The organism is Paenibacillus sp. J31R109 (assembly GCF_059692055.1).
Map to the genome: position 1 here is coordinate 614,776 of NZ_JCAUAR010000003.1, position 14,456 is coordinate 629,231.

At 45.9% G+C, this 14,456-nt stretch carries 15 protein-coding genes; 1 reads left to right on the plus strand and 14 read right to left on the minus strand.

All coding sequences use genetic code 11. From position 1 onward, the window contains the following. Positions 1 to 25: 25 nt before the first annotated feature. Positions 26 to 1,348: a sugar ABC transporter substrate-binding protein gene (locus AC58QT_RS12575; protein WP_497409259.1), complete on the minus strand. Its 1,323-nt coding sequence runs from the start codon at positions 1,346 to 1,348 to the stop codon at positions 26 to 28. 207 nt (positions 1,349 to 1,555) lie between these two features. Next, positions 1,556 to 2,143 (minus strand): glycerol-3-phosphate responsive antiterminator, encoded by a 588-nt coding sequence (locus AC58QT_RS12580; protein WP_497409260.1) that lies wholly within the window; start codon positions 2,141 to 2,143, stop codon positions 1,556 to 1,558. Between the two features lie 243 nt (positions 2,144 to 2,386). Here AC58QT_RS12580 and AC58QT_RS12585 point away from each other — a divergent pair, with 243 nt between their 5' ends. Beyond that, a complete protein-coding gene (locus AC58QT_RS12585) occupies positions 2,387 to 3,376 on the plus strand; it encodes a ketoacyl-ACP synthase III (RefSeq protein WP_497409261.1) in 990 nt (329 codons plus the stop codon). A 2-nt stretch (positions 3,377 to 3,378) separates the two neighbouring features. Here the strand turns inward: AC58QT_RS12585 and AC58QT_RS12590 are convergent, their stop codons facing one another. The 12 genes from AC58QT_RS12590 to AC58QT_RS12645 all read right to left on the minus strand — a co-directional run bounded on the left by AC58QT_RS12590 (position 3,379) and on the right by AC58QT_RS12645 (position 14,449). Next, positions 3,379 to 3,639 (minus strand): hypothetical protein, encoded by a 261-nt coding sequence (locus AC58QT_RS12590; protein ID WP_310501387.1) that lies wholly within the window; start codon positions 3,637 to 3,639, stop codon positions 3,379 to 3,381. Then, positions 3,636 to 4,004, minus strand: coding sequence for an alpha-helical endospore appendage domain-containing protein (locus tag AC58QT_RS12595; protein WP_497409262.1), 369 nt, complete (start codon positions 4,002 to 4,004; stop codon positions 3,636 to 3,638). The genes AC58QT_RS12590 and AC58QT_RS12595 overlap by 4 nt, the downstream gene beginning before the upstream one ends. Before the next feature lie 5 nt (positions 4,005 to 4,009). Continuing rightward, entirely contained in the window at positions 4,010 to 4,297 is a 288-nt protein-coding gene (locus tag AC58QT_RS12600; RefSeq protein ID WP_497409263.1) for a nucleoside-diphosphate sugar epimerase, read from the minus strand. Positions 4,298 to 4,357: 60 nt separating this feature from the next. Beyond that, positions 4,358 to 5,086, minus strand: coding sequence for a glycosyltransferase family 2 protein (locus AC58QT_RS12605; protein WP_497409264.1), 729 nt, complete (start codon positions 5,084 to 5,086; stop codon positions 4,358 to 4,360). Next, on the minus strand, positions 5,052 to 5,444 hold the full coding sequence (locus tag AC58QT_RS12610; RefSeq protein WP_497409265.1) for a glycosyltransferase: 393 nt from the start codon (positions 5,442 to 5,444) through the stop codon (positions 5,052 to 5,054). Before AC58QT_RS12610 ends, AC58QT_RS12605 begins: the two co-directional genes overlap by 35 nt. 158 nt (positions 5,445 to 5,602) lie before the next feature. Next, positions 5,603 to 5,983 (minus strand): hypothetical protein, encoded by a 381-nt coding sequence (locus AC58QT_RS12615; protein ID WP_497409266.1) that lies wholly within the window; start codon positions 5,981 to 5,983, stop codon positions 5,603 to 5,605. A gap of 43 nt (positions 5,984 to 6,026) precedes the next feature. After that, complete coding sequence (locus AC58QT_RS12620) at positions 6,027 to 7,172, minus strand: CgeB family protein (protein ID WP_497409267.1); 1,146 nt, start codon at positions 7,170 to 7,172, stop codon at positions 6,027 to 6,029. Between the two features lie 15 nt (positions 7,173 to 7,187). After that, a complete protein-coding gene (locus tag AC58QT_RS12625) occupies positions 7,188 to 8,276 on the minus strand; it encodes a CgeB family protein (RefSeq protein WP_497409268.1) in 1,089 nt (362 codons plus the stop codon). Continuing rightward, positions 8,270 to 9,157, minus strand: a complete 888-nt coding sequence (gene rfbD / locus AC58QT_RS12630) for a dTDP-4-dehydrorhamnose reductase (protein WP_497409269.1) — start codon at positions 9,155 to 9,157, stop codon at positions 8,270 to 8,272. The genes AC58QT_RS12625 and rfbD overlap by 7 nt, the downstream gene beginning before the upstream one ends. Further along, positions 9,154 to 10,155, minus strand: a complete 1,002-nt coding sequence (gene rfbB, locus AC58QT_RS12635; RefSeq protein WP_497409270.1) for a dTDP-glucose 4,6-dehydratase — start codon at positions 10,153 to 10,155, stop codon at positions 9,154 to 9,156. The genes rfbD and rfbB overlap by 4 nt, the downstream gene beginning before the upstream one ends. Beyond that, positions 10,155 to 10,874: a sugar phosphate nucleotidyltransferase gene (locus tag AC58QT_RS12640; RefSeq protein ID WP_497409271.1), complete on the minus strand. Its 720-nt coding sequence runs from the start codon at positions 10,872 to 10,874 to the stop codon at positions 10,155 to 10,157. The genes rfbB and AC58QT_RS12640 overlap by 1 nt, the downstream gene beginning before the upstream one ends. A gap of 212 nt (positions 10,875 to 11,086) precedes the next feature. After that, positions 11,087 to 14,449: a WIAG-tail domain gene (locus AC58QT_RS12645; RefSeq protein ID WP_497409272.1), complete on the minus strand. Its 3,363-nt coding sequence runs from the start codon at positions 14,447 to 14,449 to the stop codon at positions 11,087 to 11,089. Between the last annotated feature and the right edge of the window lie 7 nt (positions 14,450 to 14,456).

Sequence of the window (14,456 nt, forward strand, 5' to 3'; positions counted from 1 at the left end):
GATCCCTCCTTCCGTATCTGAATATTTACTTTTTCAACAAGGGATCGATAACTTTCCTTGCGTCCTTCAACGCTTGCTCGGCGGATTTCGTGCCGTTCACGGCAAGCTGCATTTCCTTCTGAATCGCTTCATCAATCTTCGCCCATTGTGGATGACGAGGCATGATTACCGCAGTTTCCGCGATTTTCTGAGCCATCTCCATTTGAGGATTATCCTGGAATGGACGTTTCTCAGCAGATGATTTACGGGAGGCAAACACTCCGTAATACTTAGCCGTCGTATAGATCTCTTCCGTTGTTGAAAGTGTCCTCATGAACTCAGCCACTACTTTACGTTTCGCATCATCTTTCTGTTTGAACATGACCCATCCCAATACGTCCCCTACCGTCATGGACTTGCCTGACGAACCAGTAGGATATTCCGCGATGGTGAAATTCATTTTATAAGGATCCTTTTGTGCAGAGGCAATCGCCCAAGAGTTCCAAGGCATAACAGCCATTAATCGCTTGTCCGTAGCCGCGAACTGCTTCCAGGCATCCCCTACATTGACAGTTCCCATATCAGACGGAGCCACTTTGTATTTGAACTTTAGATCCAGGAATTTCTGTAGTCCACTAATCGCTTCAGGAGAATCAAATGTGTATTGGTTCATATCATTGCTAAGTGGTTTGCCGCCATCCATCATGATGAACGGCCATGCTTCATAGTAGCTAGGCATGATATAAGTCGACACACCGAATTTGTTATCACCCGTTAATTTCTGCATTTTTTCTACAAACTGCTCGTATGTCCACTTGCCATCTTTAGGAGGCTCTACCCCTTTTTCCTTGAAAATATCCAAGTTAAGCATAAGCGTGTGTACCCGCGAACTGATTGGAATTCCATACGTATGACCTTCATATTGGAATTGCTCTAATGTGTTTGGATAAAAATCGTTCCATTCTTCTTTTGAATAGAGCGTATCGACCTGTTCAATGACACCTTGTTGAATATTTTTAACACTTGCTATACGGTTGCTGATGTTGTATCCGAGATCTGGCCAAGCTTTTCCCGCGATCGCTACATTCAACTTGTCTTCCATCTCAGCCCATGGCACTTGTACGATGTTAATCGTAACGCCAGGGTGTTTGGATTCAAACTCTGCTTTCTTTTGTTCTAACCAAAAATATTTGTTGTTGCTTGCAGCGTCAGACCAACGAGGGCCATCCCAAACGGTAATCTCCCCTGTCCAAGCTGGAGTTTGTGTCGAGCTACCGCCAGTAGTAGGTACGGTGCGGCCGCAAGCAGATAAAATCACGATAACAACAAGTGAAAAGCATAAAAGTCGAGATAATCGACGAATAGTCATAATAAGGATAACCTCCAAAGTATAGTTGTAGTTGGACAATCTCAATACGGTACTTGCTCAGTGCTATTGCCATTCTTGGCTGCATCAGTCCTTTCAACGAAAAAATGAGAGAAGACGCAAAGAGTTCAGCCTCCGACGTATAATTCGGAAGTCTGCAACCCTTTGAGCTTTCTCTCATCTCACAAACTCATTTGGTTTGATATGTAATTATTGAAGAATGTCTTCGAAGCTTTTCGACCATAAACTAGCTTCGGTGACGGATAACGATGTAGCCCCTGCATTCAATGCTTGCTTTGCCTCTTCCAACGTTTGAATCAATCCACTTGCGATTACCGGAATCTGTTCATTGGCCGTCGCAAATCGTTCAATCACTTTCGGAATAACTCCCGGCATTAATTCGATGCAGTCAGGTTCCACTGATTCTACCAATTTCAAGCCGTTCTCCACCGCAAGCGTATCAATTACGAACAGGTGAAGTATTCCGAACAGGCCAGCTTGTTTAGCCGCTTTGACCATGTGACTCTTTGGCGTGACGATACCACGAGCCCCGATAAACTGCGTCACCAAGTCTATCGTTTCCTTGTCCGTGCTCGACAGTCCTCGAATCAGGTCGAGATGCACAAACGCGTTTTTCCCAGATGCATGCGTAGCCCGAACAGCATCGATAATCTCGGCAGCATTGCCCCCCATGAAGAAGACATTGTCGACTTCCGAGTCCAGCGCCTTGTTCAAATCAGCCATCTTCCGCACCGCTGCAATTACTGGCTTTTTGCCGATCACATGTAGCAGAGTCATCGCCAAGTCCCCTTTTTATCTTGGAACGATCGTAACAACTTCATTGTACATGGCATTTCGCATAGTTGTGTTAACGCAGTAATAATGTTTTGTAAAATGTCTGCTCATTCGTGAAGCCATCTTTTCTTTCTAAGATGTCTATTTTTACCGATACACTTCTCCTATTGACAACGAACACTTCCATGCCTTACACTAATTTTAGTACCAGATACTAATACTTGATGCTAAAAAGGAGTGTCACTCATGTCGTCCTCTATTTCTTTACAAGCGCGAATTTCAGCCATCGGCACTTATGTGCCTGAGTATATTTTAACCAACGAGGAACTCTCACAAAAGGTAGATACGAACGATGAATGGATTGTCCAACGCACTGGCATTCGAGAGCGCAGAATAGCTGCAGCACATGAGTTCACCAGTCATTTATGTATAGCAGCCGTGCAAAATTTGCTTGATCGATACCCGAATTCTCTTGATGAGGTAGACCTCGTCATCGTGTCCACACATACACCAGACTTATCGTCAACGCCTGTTGCCTGTCAGGTTCAGGCCCACTTCGGCATCCAAAACGCAGGAGCCTATGATCTCAATGCGACGTGCGCAGGCTTCGCCTATGCGCTGCATACCGCTAGTGCCTTAGTGTCTGCAGGCGTCCATCACAAAATTCTCGTGATCGGCGGCGATGCGTTGTCCAAGATCACCGATTACACAGACCGATCCACTTGCATCCTTTTCGGTGATGGTGCTGGTGCCGTGGTCGTTGAGCGTGAAGAAGTTAATCCTGCATTCCTCGCTTATCATATGGGATCAGATGGTACAGGGGCTAAGCATGTGTACCGAACAGGACTGGCTACAGAGCTGAATGGCGACCCGTTGCTAGGGGAAGGTAAGCTTGTCCAGAACGGACGCGAAGTGTACCGATTTGCTGTTTCGACCGTACCGGAGGGCATCGAAAAGCTGCTGCAAAAGAGCGGCATGCCTCTCGCGGCGATCGATTGGTTCATCCCTCATAGCGCAAACCTGCGTATGATTGACTCGATCTGTGAGAAGAGCGGTATCCCGATTGACAAAGCGCTGTATAGCCTTGAATACTTCGGCAACACTTCCGCGGCGTCTATTCCGTTAGCTCTAGATTTGGGGATTAAAGAAGGAAAAGTACAAACCGGCAATACCTTGTTACTATACGGATTTGGCGGTGGATTAACACACGCCGGAATCCTTGTTCGCTGGGGTTAAGTCTACAGATGCTTCTTATTTATCCATGGCTTAGCCGGTTTACCAACGTTACCTATAACACGTGTAGGCTTGGACCGATTCGTAACTTTTAACATCAGCGCATGTTGATAGTCGCTAATCGTCTTTAAATTATCGGCAATATGTCCTGCTAACTGCTCTGAACTCTCTACATGATCTGCGACAGATTCTATGATTCGACATAGTGCTCGCTGGCTCCGCGCCAGCGAGATCAATATGTGCAGCTCAACATGCTCGCGATTCACAGCTTTCCATCCTCACCAAACGGAAGTAAACCACCAAAACCCATGGCATCATCAGACTCCAAGCCTAAGCCTAAAGCTGAACCGGATGGATGTTTCCCAAGCATCGCCTTCATCTGGCGATTTAACGCATTCTCCAGCTTCGTTATACCGTCAATTAGGTCAATGACGCTCTCATTAATTTCGCCGGTGACGTTCATCTTATGGTCATGCCCCTCCAAATTCGCCGCATTAATATGCTGACAAATCCAGTGTTGCGACTTCGAAGCTTCCACAACTCTCGCTTCCAGTATCAAACTTATTTCATATTGCAGCTTGGCTGTCGCTTCAAGCATCTGCATATAGAGTTCTGTTCTTTCCAAGGCCATTCCCTCTATTCCTCATCAGGTACATGTAATTCCTTCATAACTAATTCCGTTTGCATGGCCATAGCTTCTTCTAATTCAGCGAGGCTATTTAAATAGGCCGTTACATTTTTGGTTAATTGTAAAGCCCTCTTCTGAAGCATCCCTAATCCAGCAAACCCAGGATGAGAATCGGGCAGATCTCCTGTAATTGCCGCCATTTGCGTAGACACATGCCGGTGTGTTTCCAATATTCGCCCCATTTGGCTATGTGAAGCTGCAATCTGAGAAATAATCTTCGTGACCCGCTCCTCCATGGTAACTCACTCCTACAACCTTTTTCACACTACGTTATGCGGCTTGTTAGGAATCGGTGCCTAAATAAACCGAAGGGGATCAACCCCCCACTTGTGCATAAACTTCTTGCGATTGCGTCGCAGCAGTTCGCGCTTGGATCGACCCATTTTTTTCCGAAAACTAACACTACCGCGATGATACACGAAACAATCCCCTGCGATGAGAAGTCGATAGCCCGCTAGCCTGGCACGGTACGAGAAATCGTCATCCTCGTAATATCCAGGAGCAAATCTTTCATCCAGTTCACCAATCTGATCATATAGGCTCCGTTTAAATAACAAACAGAATCCTACCAATCGCTTCGTTTCACGCCATTTTCCAGGATTCACCTGACTGTATATGTGAACCATATTCGATATCCCCGTGAAAGGGATACGAATTTTTTGCCTACTAAAGACGTAATTGGAGACGGGACCTACCATGCCGATATCTTCTTGACTGTTTAAGCAGTTAAGCATCTTCGGCAGCCAATTCGGCGTGACAATCGTATCGTTATTCAAGAGCATTAACGTGTCGCCTTCCGCCAAGCGTAAACCGTAATTACAAGCAGCTGGAAAACCGAGATTAGCAGGCAGCGCAACGAGTTTTATATTTTCATTTCGACAATATCTGATTGTGCCGTCTTGGGAGCCATTATCAACTACTATAATTTCATAAGGTGCCAAGGTATGCTGACGGATGGAAGTGACACAAGCTTTCAACAAGGCTAGACCATTAAACGTAGGAATAATGATGCTCGTTAATTGCAAGTTCATGCCTCCTCACCAAGGTGCCATTTTCAATACCCATAGCCATATTCTGAATGGAGGGAAGCAGCTCTTCCGCATTAACAATCTTGTCCTCTTCTATGAAAAGCAAGAAGTCCGACCGCGATATCCTCGCAGCCAGAGCTCTTGCGGCATCTCGTTCCATTCGTATGGGAATATGAATAAGAATAGCTCGTGAATGCCTCTTAACCATCTCTACTGTACCGTCTGCTGAGCCGTGAACAATGACGATAATCTCCCTAAGCGGTAAACGTTTCAATGGCTCCAACACATTCACAATGGATGCTTCTGTATTGGAAGTGATGATGACTGCACCGACAGGATGGACACTTGTCCTCATTCTTCGTCTTAGCACGCGCCTACGTTTAGTAAATCGGGAGGTCACTTTTTTAGAAAACTTTCGTTTGCGTCTCTTCCTGGAGATGACCTGCCCACTTATTCGTTTCTTTCCCAATCGTTTTTCCAACAGGTCTTCACCTCATAACTCATGACATCACTTTAAGCAATCGTTGGATTCGTAAGCTCCCTTGTGTATCCCTCTGCGAAACCGACACCATAACCCGCTTTATACGCTTCATTGAATGCTCGATCATAGGCTAATTGAGCTCTCCTCGCTCTTGGGCTTAGGATGACACGGCGCGGAGCTTTGCGTCGACGAGCTATCATCCGACTCCCTTTGCGTTTAGGAAATCGAATAAGACGACGGACTAATCTGCGTCTCCCCTTACGCCTTGCTAAGGGTCTTAAGCGACGAATGGCACGCCCTTTTCTCCGAACAAGCGTCCTTTTTTTCAGACCTGTTTTCGGGGTCGTTCCCGCTCGCTTCTTCCGAATTTTTCTACTTACGGTCAGCTTCTTAACCTTTTTTTTCGTGATCACGTGCTACACCTCATCTTTCTAAAATGGTCCACCTATTCAGTCCTTATCTAGGCCCGAAAATGACGGAAAGCATCGTAATCAGCCGATTCGTATAGGTGTGATCGCGCATCGTACGATAGAGACCGCGCAGGGCAATAAGCTTACGTTCCTCTTCATGAATTAAATAATGATTCATTTTGTGCAGCATTTCTTCTGGTGACGCATACGTCACAATGTCATAGTCTGGCGTATAGAAATTGACTAAATCATCCCGAACGTCCGTCAATTGAAAAGCACCGCAACCAGAGATTTCAAATGTCCTTGGATTAGGCGAAGCAGCGCTAATACGGCGTGAATTGTTGTTATATGCATGGTCATCGAAGGCTCTATGCAGATTTATAACGATTTTGGCACCATTGTAGAAGGTGGCCGTTTGATCTGGCGGCATCCAAGTATTTAATTGTATCTGTGGTGCCAATAGCCGATAATGTTGCAGCCGTTCCCACCAAATGCCTGAGATGATGACACTTTTCGTCGCTAAATAAGGTGCAATTTGATTAAATACACCTACACGATTCCAGTAGGCTGAACCAATAAAACAAATATCACGGTTCCCTCCTTTGGGCACTGGCCTTGGACGAAACATCTCTGGTTGAAAAGCGAGTGGCAAATAATGGACCTGACTAGCCCCCATATCCCGATAGAACTGTACACAATTCACTTCCAAGGTAAAAATAAAATCATAGTGCGTCGCATAAGCAGCCGTAATATCCGTGTAATAGGGATCATCCGTTAGCCATACCGCGGTGCGAATGCCCATTTGACGTACACGATCCACGATATTCATAGAGAGATTCATTCCCTCTAAGACGATCATTACATCAGGACGGTGCCTCGCGGCAATCGTTTCGATGCTGGCTTTGGGGCTGCCGATTCGCGTCACATCAAGGACTGTGTTACCTATTATTAATTCGCGAACTAAGGGGCGAAGACTGTTAATAACAGCGATATCTATGGGCTCGTAAGGGTAACCTTTTCCCGATGTAATAAACAATACGCGTACGTCCCATACAGGACTTGGTTGACGGTCACGAACCGCCTTTTGAATAATAGCTTCACATTGTCCAAGTCTGACGCCATTAGCGTGACCTAATTGATAACCCTCGGCAAGTCCGCGTGCTCGTGCATGCGCTGGATTGTTAAAAACCACAAACTTCACTCCCTTCTAGGTAAATACAATGTCTAACAACTTAACTAAACGAGAGGCAAACGTATGTTCCATACGTGTTCTTCTCATGCCATTGATGGCAATACGCATCCGCTCTTCCTCGTGTATCAAATAATGACTCATTTTATGAAGAAGCTCTCCCGTATGATGGAAAGTTTCAATTTCATGTCCTGGTCGATAATACTGCTCCAGATCCTGACGGAAATCCGTAATTTGCAGCGTCCCGCAACCTGCGATCTCATACGTTCTGGGATTAATCGAAAGTCCCGGTATGTTTCTACTATTCTTATTGAACGTGGTATCGTACGTGAGCCGATGGATGTTCAAAACAATTTTAGCGCCGTTATAATACTTAACGGACTCTTCAATCGGAACAAAGTACGCTTTAATCCCATGACGGAGGAGATGATAGTGGGCTAGCCGATCCCAGAGCCCCCCGGCAATAACCACTTTTTTTCCAAGTAAGAAGGGGGTTATTTCATTAAAGAGGGCAATACGGTTAGGGAAGCCCATACCTATGAAGCAAATATCGCTTCGGTATGCGGGACCCACAGGTTCAGGTCTAAACACCGCCGGACTAGCTGCCAAAGGCAGGTAGTGCACTTGCCCGCAGCCGATTCCCTGATAAAACGGTACACATGACATTTCATGCGTGAAGACATAATCATAGTGAGGAGCTAAGGCGACGGTTTGATCAGTAAAATAGGGATCGTCCGCAAACCATATAGCGGTGCGTATCCCCATCTGTCTAACCAGATCGATATGATGAGCATGATCAGCCGGAAATACATGAAGACCATTCATGACGAGCACTAAATTCGGTCTAAGCTCTCTGGCCAAGCGGAGCATATCGGCTGCAACGGCTGCATGCATAACACGAACTGTTTGCTGCAAGCCCTGAATAATACCTTGGTCAATGGCATCAAATCCTTGCACAATAAATAACACACTTGCTTCTCGAAGTGGAATCGGTGGCGGGTAGCATGTGTCGAGGGCGAACTGACATCTGCCCATACGATAGCCACTTTCGCGGCCTGCCTGAAAACCTTGACTGCGCCCTTCCGCTATGCGGTTACGAGTTACCATATATCTTTCACCTTCTTAGCCTTAACAGCTGTCTCGTAGTACTCAACCTGTAGAAAGAAATCAAGGGCAGACTTCCAATCTCGCATACGTGCAAACCCACTGGACTGCATGGCTTTGTGCGCAAATGCCGTATACATCGGTCTTTCAGCCGGCGCTGGCGGAAAAGCGTGGGTAGGCACAGCATTGAGCGAAATATGGGCCATGCCAGCCGCTTGGAGGATATGCTTGGCGAATTCGTATCTGGAACATACGCCTTCATTCGAAGCATGATAAAGTCCATAGTGATCTGTTTCAATAAGTGATCGAATAAAAATGGCCAGGTCCAAGCAATAGGTAGGGGAACCAAACTGGTCATCCACAATGGAGAGTGTTGAATTTGTGCGTGCTTTTTCCAACACTTTAGTTACAAAGTTCGTTCCCTTCTGGCCATATAACCAAGAGGTTCGTACAATAAAGTGCCTTCTGCATGTCATAGCAACGAATTTCTCCCCAAGTAGCTTGGATTGCCCATAGCTATTGAGCGGATTAGGCATATCCGTCTCTTCATAGGGACTTTGCTTCGTGCCATCGAACACATAATCCGTGCTGACATAGACGAGCTTAGCTCCAACGATTAAGCAAGCATTCGCTAAATGAAGGGCGCCTAAGGCATTCACTTGATAGGCAGCTTCCTTCTCAAATTCAGCTTTATCTACGTTGGTATACGCAGCAGCATGCACGACAACGTCTGGCCGTTCGATTAATATGTGGTGCATAACTTCGTGTTCTTGACTCACATCCAACTTCGCCTTATCCCATGCGATTACCTCATGCATAGGGCTAAGCACACGTTTAAGGTCATACCCAAGCTGCCCGCCGGCACCCGTAATTACGATTTTCAAGTGGGATCAGCTTCCTTATCTTCACGGTACGAACCATCTGCAATTCGGGCGTACCACTCGCTTTCTTCCAAATACCAGTTCAACGTCTTTTGCAGGCCGCTTTCAAACGAATAAGCTGGCGTCCACCCTAATTCGCGACGTATCTTCGTGCTGTTGATGGCGTATCGCCGATCGTGTCCAAGTCGATCCGTAACATAGTGAATCAACGATTCTGGCTTGCCCAACAGCTTCAAAATACGCTGAACAACTTCCAGATTCGTCCGCTCATTCTGACCGCCAACGTTGTACACTTCACCAGGCACGCCAGATGCAATCACACATGCAATAGCAGAACAATGATCGTCTACATACAACCAGTCTCGTACATTTAAGCCATCCCCATAGAGGGGAATCGTTTCATTGCGCAGTGCACGGGTAATCAAAAGTGGGATTAGTTTTTCGGGAAATTGACGGGGACCATAATTGTTGGAGCAGCGTGTGATAACAGCTGGAAATCCATACGTTTCGTAGTAAGCTCTTACTAGCAAATCAGAGCCCGCTTTACTAGCAGAATACGGAGAATTTGGTGCAATTGGTGTTTCTTCACTGAAGGCTCCCTCAGCTCCAAGTGATCCATACACTTCGTCTGTGGAGATATGAATAAACTTCTTAACCCCAGCTTGACGAGCGGCTTCAAGCAAGATTTGAGTCCCAACTACATTTGTCCTTACAAAACTACCGGGGTCATGAATACTCCGATCTACATGTGATTCCGCTGCAAAATGAACAACCACATCGACTCCCCGCATCAGTTTCTTCATGAGCGTCGCATCGCCAATATCACCATGAACAAACTGATAGCCGCCCTGCCCCTCTAACATCCTAGTATTGTCCCTATTTCCTGCATACGTGAGTAAATCGACATTGATTACATGATCCTCAGGATGATGTTTCTTCCAATAATGAATAAAGTTACTTCCTATAAATCCCATGCCGCCAGTTACTAGCAACGATTGCATTAGTTGAACTCCTTCCTAACTAAAAGAGTGGCTTGAAAGAGCGATTCATGTGTCCCCGCGTCAATCCACCATCCTTTCAGAAACATATGAGAAAGTGCGCCTGAAGCTGCATACACATTGTTAACATCTGTGATTTCCATCTCGCCTCTGGCTGAAGGTGACTGTGACTTTACAATGTCAAAGACAGTAGAGTCATATAAATAAATCCCCGTCACGGCGAAAGAAGAATTCGGATGCTTCGGCTTCTCCTCAATGTAGGCTATTTGCTCGTTCTCCATCATCGCTACACCGTATCTACGAGGATCCTCTACTTCTTTCAACAGCACCATAGCTCCCTCAGCTTGTTGGTTATAGGCATGAATGATGGGCTGCAGCGGGTCTTGGAATAAGTTATCTCCTAGAATAACCACGAACTTTTCATCCTTCTCCACAAAATCCTCTGCCAAAGCCAAGGCTTGCGCAATACCTCCTGCTTGATCTTGAATCTTGTAAGTCAAATTAGCGCCGATACTGTCTCCGCTGCCCAGATAATCTACATATAAGCCCGCAGATTGCTTCCCCGTGATAATGAGAATATCCCGAACACCTGCTTGACATAGCTTATCAATTGCATACTGAATCATGGGCAAATCTCCAACTGGAAGTAAATGTTTATTAATATATTGCGTCAAAGGGCGTAATCGACTTCCTGTTCCTCCTGCAAGTACAACGCCTTTCACAAGTCATCCCCCTTCACGGTCTGTTCATAAGTTAGATATGGTGCGTAGTCACATCCATTTCTACTATCATATGCTATGGTGATAGACGGAAATTGGACGAACATCTCTAAAACGAAAATTGGTCATCTATCTATCAAATACCAAGACAACAAAAAAAACGGTAGTCTCGCATTGGTTGCGAAACTCCGTTTTCTTTAATACTTAACCGTTAGTTAATTGGTTTTACCGATGGCAATCCAATTCACAGTACCTTGTTGATCAGGTGAAAACTTGGCTCGGATAATGGACAGTACCGCGCTGCCTGTAGACTTTTGACTAACGATGACATAACAGGCTGGATGATTCGTGATGGCCGTTAACACATAATCCGTATTCGCATACTCCTCATCAAATTGGAGAACCAGCTCGATGGTTTCATCCTGAATCTTCATAACGAATGGCTCTAGGCCAAATTGCTGCAACACATTTCTTTGACTGGAAGAGGTCCGCACAACACTATCTGCCAACTTTGTCACGCTGATCGACGCATCTGCCACATGTTGATTCGTGATGGATCCCACTTGCAGCTTAGTGCCATCAACGCTGCCCGTTGCGAGATGACAATCGGTTACCGCTCCTTGTGCCAACTTAGAGCTGTCTACACTGCCATCAGCTAGCTTAGCTGTAAGGATTGCACCATCACTAATTTTGTCGCTATCCACACTGTTAGCGGCTAGCTTTGATCCTGTCACTGCCTCATCCGTCAGGTGCTGCGTACTCACCGTACCCCACACGAGTTTACTGCCGTCCACACTTTGCAAAGCTAGCTTATCACCAGTGACAGCTTCGTCTTGCAGGTGCACACTTCCAATCGCTTTATCCGTAAGCTTGGAACTGTCTACGCTGCTATTTTGCAGCTTCCCTCCATCAATTGAACCTGGAGCCAGATGGCTGTTGGTCACAGAACCTAAGGATAGCTTCAATCCATCAATGATAAAGTCCGATAAATGCTCTCGTTGAATCGCACCATATATAATTTTAGAGCTATCGACACTGCCTGATGCCAGCTTAGAAGTATCAATCGCTTGATCAGCTAAATGTTCACTGTTGACAGCACCTTCTGCCAACTTCGATCCATCAATGCTGCCCGGCGCCAATTTGGCCCCGTATACGGCGTGATCTGCAATATGATAATTGTGTACAGAACCTGATATCAGTTTGCTGCTGTCTACCGAGTTTACAGCTAACTTTTCATTGTCAATAACGCCGGCCAGGAGATGTTGGTTACTCACGGAACCATGCGCTAGCTTCGTGCCGTTCACCACGCCTGGCGACAGATGTTCGTCGGTTATTGTACCAGGCAAGATTTTCGAGCCGTCTACACTTCCGTTCGCCAGCTTGGTACCTACAACGGCTCCTTCTGCCAAGTGATCGGTATTGATCGCGCGAAATGCCACCTTCGAACTGATAACTGAGCCATCAGCCAAATGCCGTGCAACTACTGTCCCAACCGCCAGCTTGCTGCCATGCACACTTTCGTTGGCTAATTTCGAAGCCGTGATTGACCCATCGATAATGTGCTCGGAATTTACCGCTTTGTTCGAAATCTTGCTACTAATTACACTGCCATTCGCCAGCTTATCTGAAGTCACCACTTCATCTTCTAGCTTTACGTTCGTTATCGCGCCATCTTCAATGACCCTTGAAGTCACCGATTCCGTCTGTAGCTGTGAGTTGCCTACCGCACCTCTGGCAATCTTCTCTTCCGTGACTGCATCATCGGCTAAAATTTCTGTGGTGATTGCGTTTTCCTGCAGTTTACTCCCCACTAGACTTCGATCTTCGAAGACATCCAGGGTGATGGAGCCTTGTGCCAAGTGTTCGGAAGTTATCGATCCTGGTTTAATATGCGTACCTTCGATAATTTCATCTTGCAAATGGCGGGATTCAATGGACATCGACGCGATTTTCGCCGTTGTTACAGCTTCCTCAGCAAGCTTACTCGTCGTAATGCTTTCTTCCTGTATATGTCTCGTTGTGATGGCTTCGTCTGCAATATGGTTACGATGAATCGCGTGCAAGTCGATTTGTTTCTCACCAATGGCTCCTTTCGCAATGTGACCCGCAGATATGATCTCTTCCTGCAAATGAGCGGCGAGAATAGTCCGATAAGCAATTTTGCCCGAGGTGATACTCTCATCCTTTATCTTGGAATTAACGACACTTCCCTCAGCCAATTTATCAGTAATGATCGATCCTGCAGCAATTTTGGAGCTGGATACCACATTGTCATCCAGATGCTCGGTCCGTATCATGTGGGAACCAATATGTTTAGAGATGATGGCACCTTGGACAAGTTTATCCGCAGTAACTGCACCGTCTTGCAATTTGCTGCTGGAAATGATCTGATCCGTCAAGTGGGCAGACTCAATAGCTTGCGGGATGATATGTTTGCTCGCTACAATCTTCTCACCTAATTTGGCAATCGTAATCGCGCCATCTTGAATGAGCTTTGTGTCTATGGCACCTTCTCCAATATGTTTAGTCCGAATGGCTTGATCAGCAATATGGTAACTAGTTACCTCCGCACCCTCAATATGAATACCTCTCACCGCGGATTGTGTGAGATGAATCGAGTCTACAGCTTGCGGAGCAAGCTTAGCACCTGTCACAGCCTGATCAGTGAGCTTGTCACTGGTAATGGAGTGAGTCTTTACATGATCTGTTTGAATACTTTCAGCTTGGATATGGATTGAACTGATACTGTCCGTCCCCAGTTTATCTTCTGTCACGGCACCTTCTCTAATCTTCGCAGAGGTGATCGCAGCGTCCATGAGCTTAGCCGTATCAATAATATAATTAGCCAAATGCTTCGTCTGAACAGCACCGCTAAGAATTTTATCCGATGTGATGGCTTGGTGATCAATCAATTCACTAGTAATCATCAGTTCCGATAAATGTTGCGGCAAAATGGCACCGTCCGCCAATTTCGTGGCGTCTATCGATTTATCTGCAATTTTGGCGGTTGTAATGCTGCTATCGAACAGTTTCCCACCAGACAAAGTGTTATCTTGGATTTTATCCCCTGCGATGCTGTTTGGTGCAACATGCTCATCATGGATAGCTTGGTTGGCAATTTTCGGGCGGGTTACGCTAGCCTGAGCTAGCTTGGAATATTCGATAGCACCATCCTTGATGGATCTGACGCCAATGCTGAACGGTTTTATCTTCGTTTCATCTATCGAGCGGCTTGCAATTTTATCCCATGTTACCGCTTCATCTACAATGTCATCTGTATAAACAACCGGGTCAACGAATTTCCCTGTTTTACGCTCCGTTAATAACAAATCAGGTGTGATCTGCTCAGCGACCTTCGAGACATGTAAAACTTTGCCTGACTCTGTCTTATCTGTCTTGTCTGTCTTGTCTGTCTTCTCTGTCGTCGATGATGGATTGATTTTCGTTATCAGTTTGGGTTGCTCAACCACTTTGTCTTGCTTTATTGGTGCCTCATCGAGCCATTTTAATTCGTTCATATTGGAGTTCACTTTGTGCACGTTCGCTTTCGGGGTAGTGCTGCTCTTACGCTTATTCATATGACTC

Coding starts and splice junctions, on each gene's coding strand:
- AC58QT_RS12585 (WP_497409261.1), top strand. CDS start 2,387: ATGTCGTCCTCTATTTCTTTACAAGCGCGAATTTCAGCCATCGGCACT.
- AC58QT_RS12595 (WP_497409262.1), bottom strand. CDS start 4,004: ATGGCCTTGGAAAGAACAGAACTCTATATGCAGATGCTTGAAGCGACA.
- AC58QT_RS12645 (WP_497409272.1), bottom strand. CDS start 14,449: ATGAATAAGCGTAAGAGCAGCACTACCCCGAAAGCGAACGTGCACAAA.
- AC58QT_RS12580 (WP_497409260.1), bottom strand. CDS start 2,143: ATGACTCTGCTACATGTGATCGGCAAAAAGCCAGTAATTGCAGCGGTG.
- AC58QT_RS12625 (WP_497409268.1), bottom strand. CDS start 8,276: ATGGTAACTCGTAACCGCATAGCGGAAGGGCGCAGTCAAGGTTTTCAG.
- rfbB (WP_497409270.1), bottom strand. CDS start 10,155: ATGCAATCGTTGCTAGTAACTGGCGGCATGGGATTTATAGGAAGTAAC.
- AC58QT_RS12600 (WP_497409263.1), bottom strand. CDS start 4,297: ATGGAGGAGCGGGTCACGAAGATTATTTCTCAGATTGCAGCTTCACAT.
- AC58QT_RS12610 (WP_497409265.1), bottom strand. CDS start 5,444: ATGAGGACAAGTGTCCATCCTGTCGGTGCAGTCATCATCACTTCCAAT.
- AC58QT_RS12575 (WP_497409259.1), bottom strand. CDS start 1,348: ATGACTATTCGTCGATTATCTCGACTTTTATGCTTTTCACTTGTTGTT.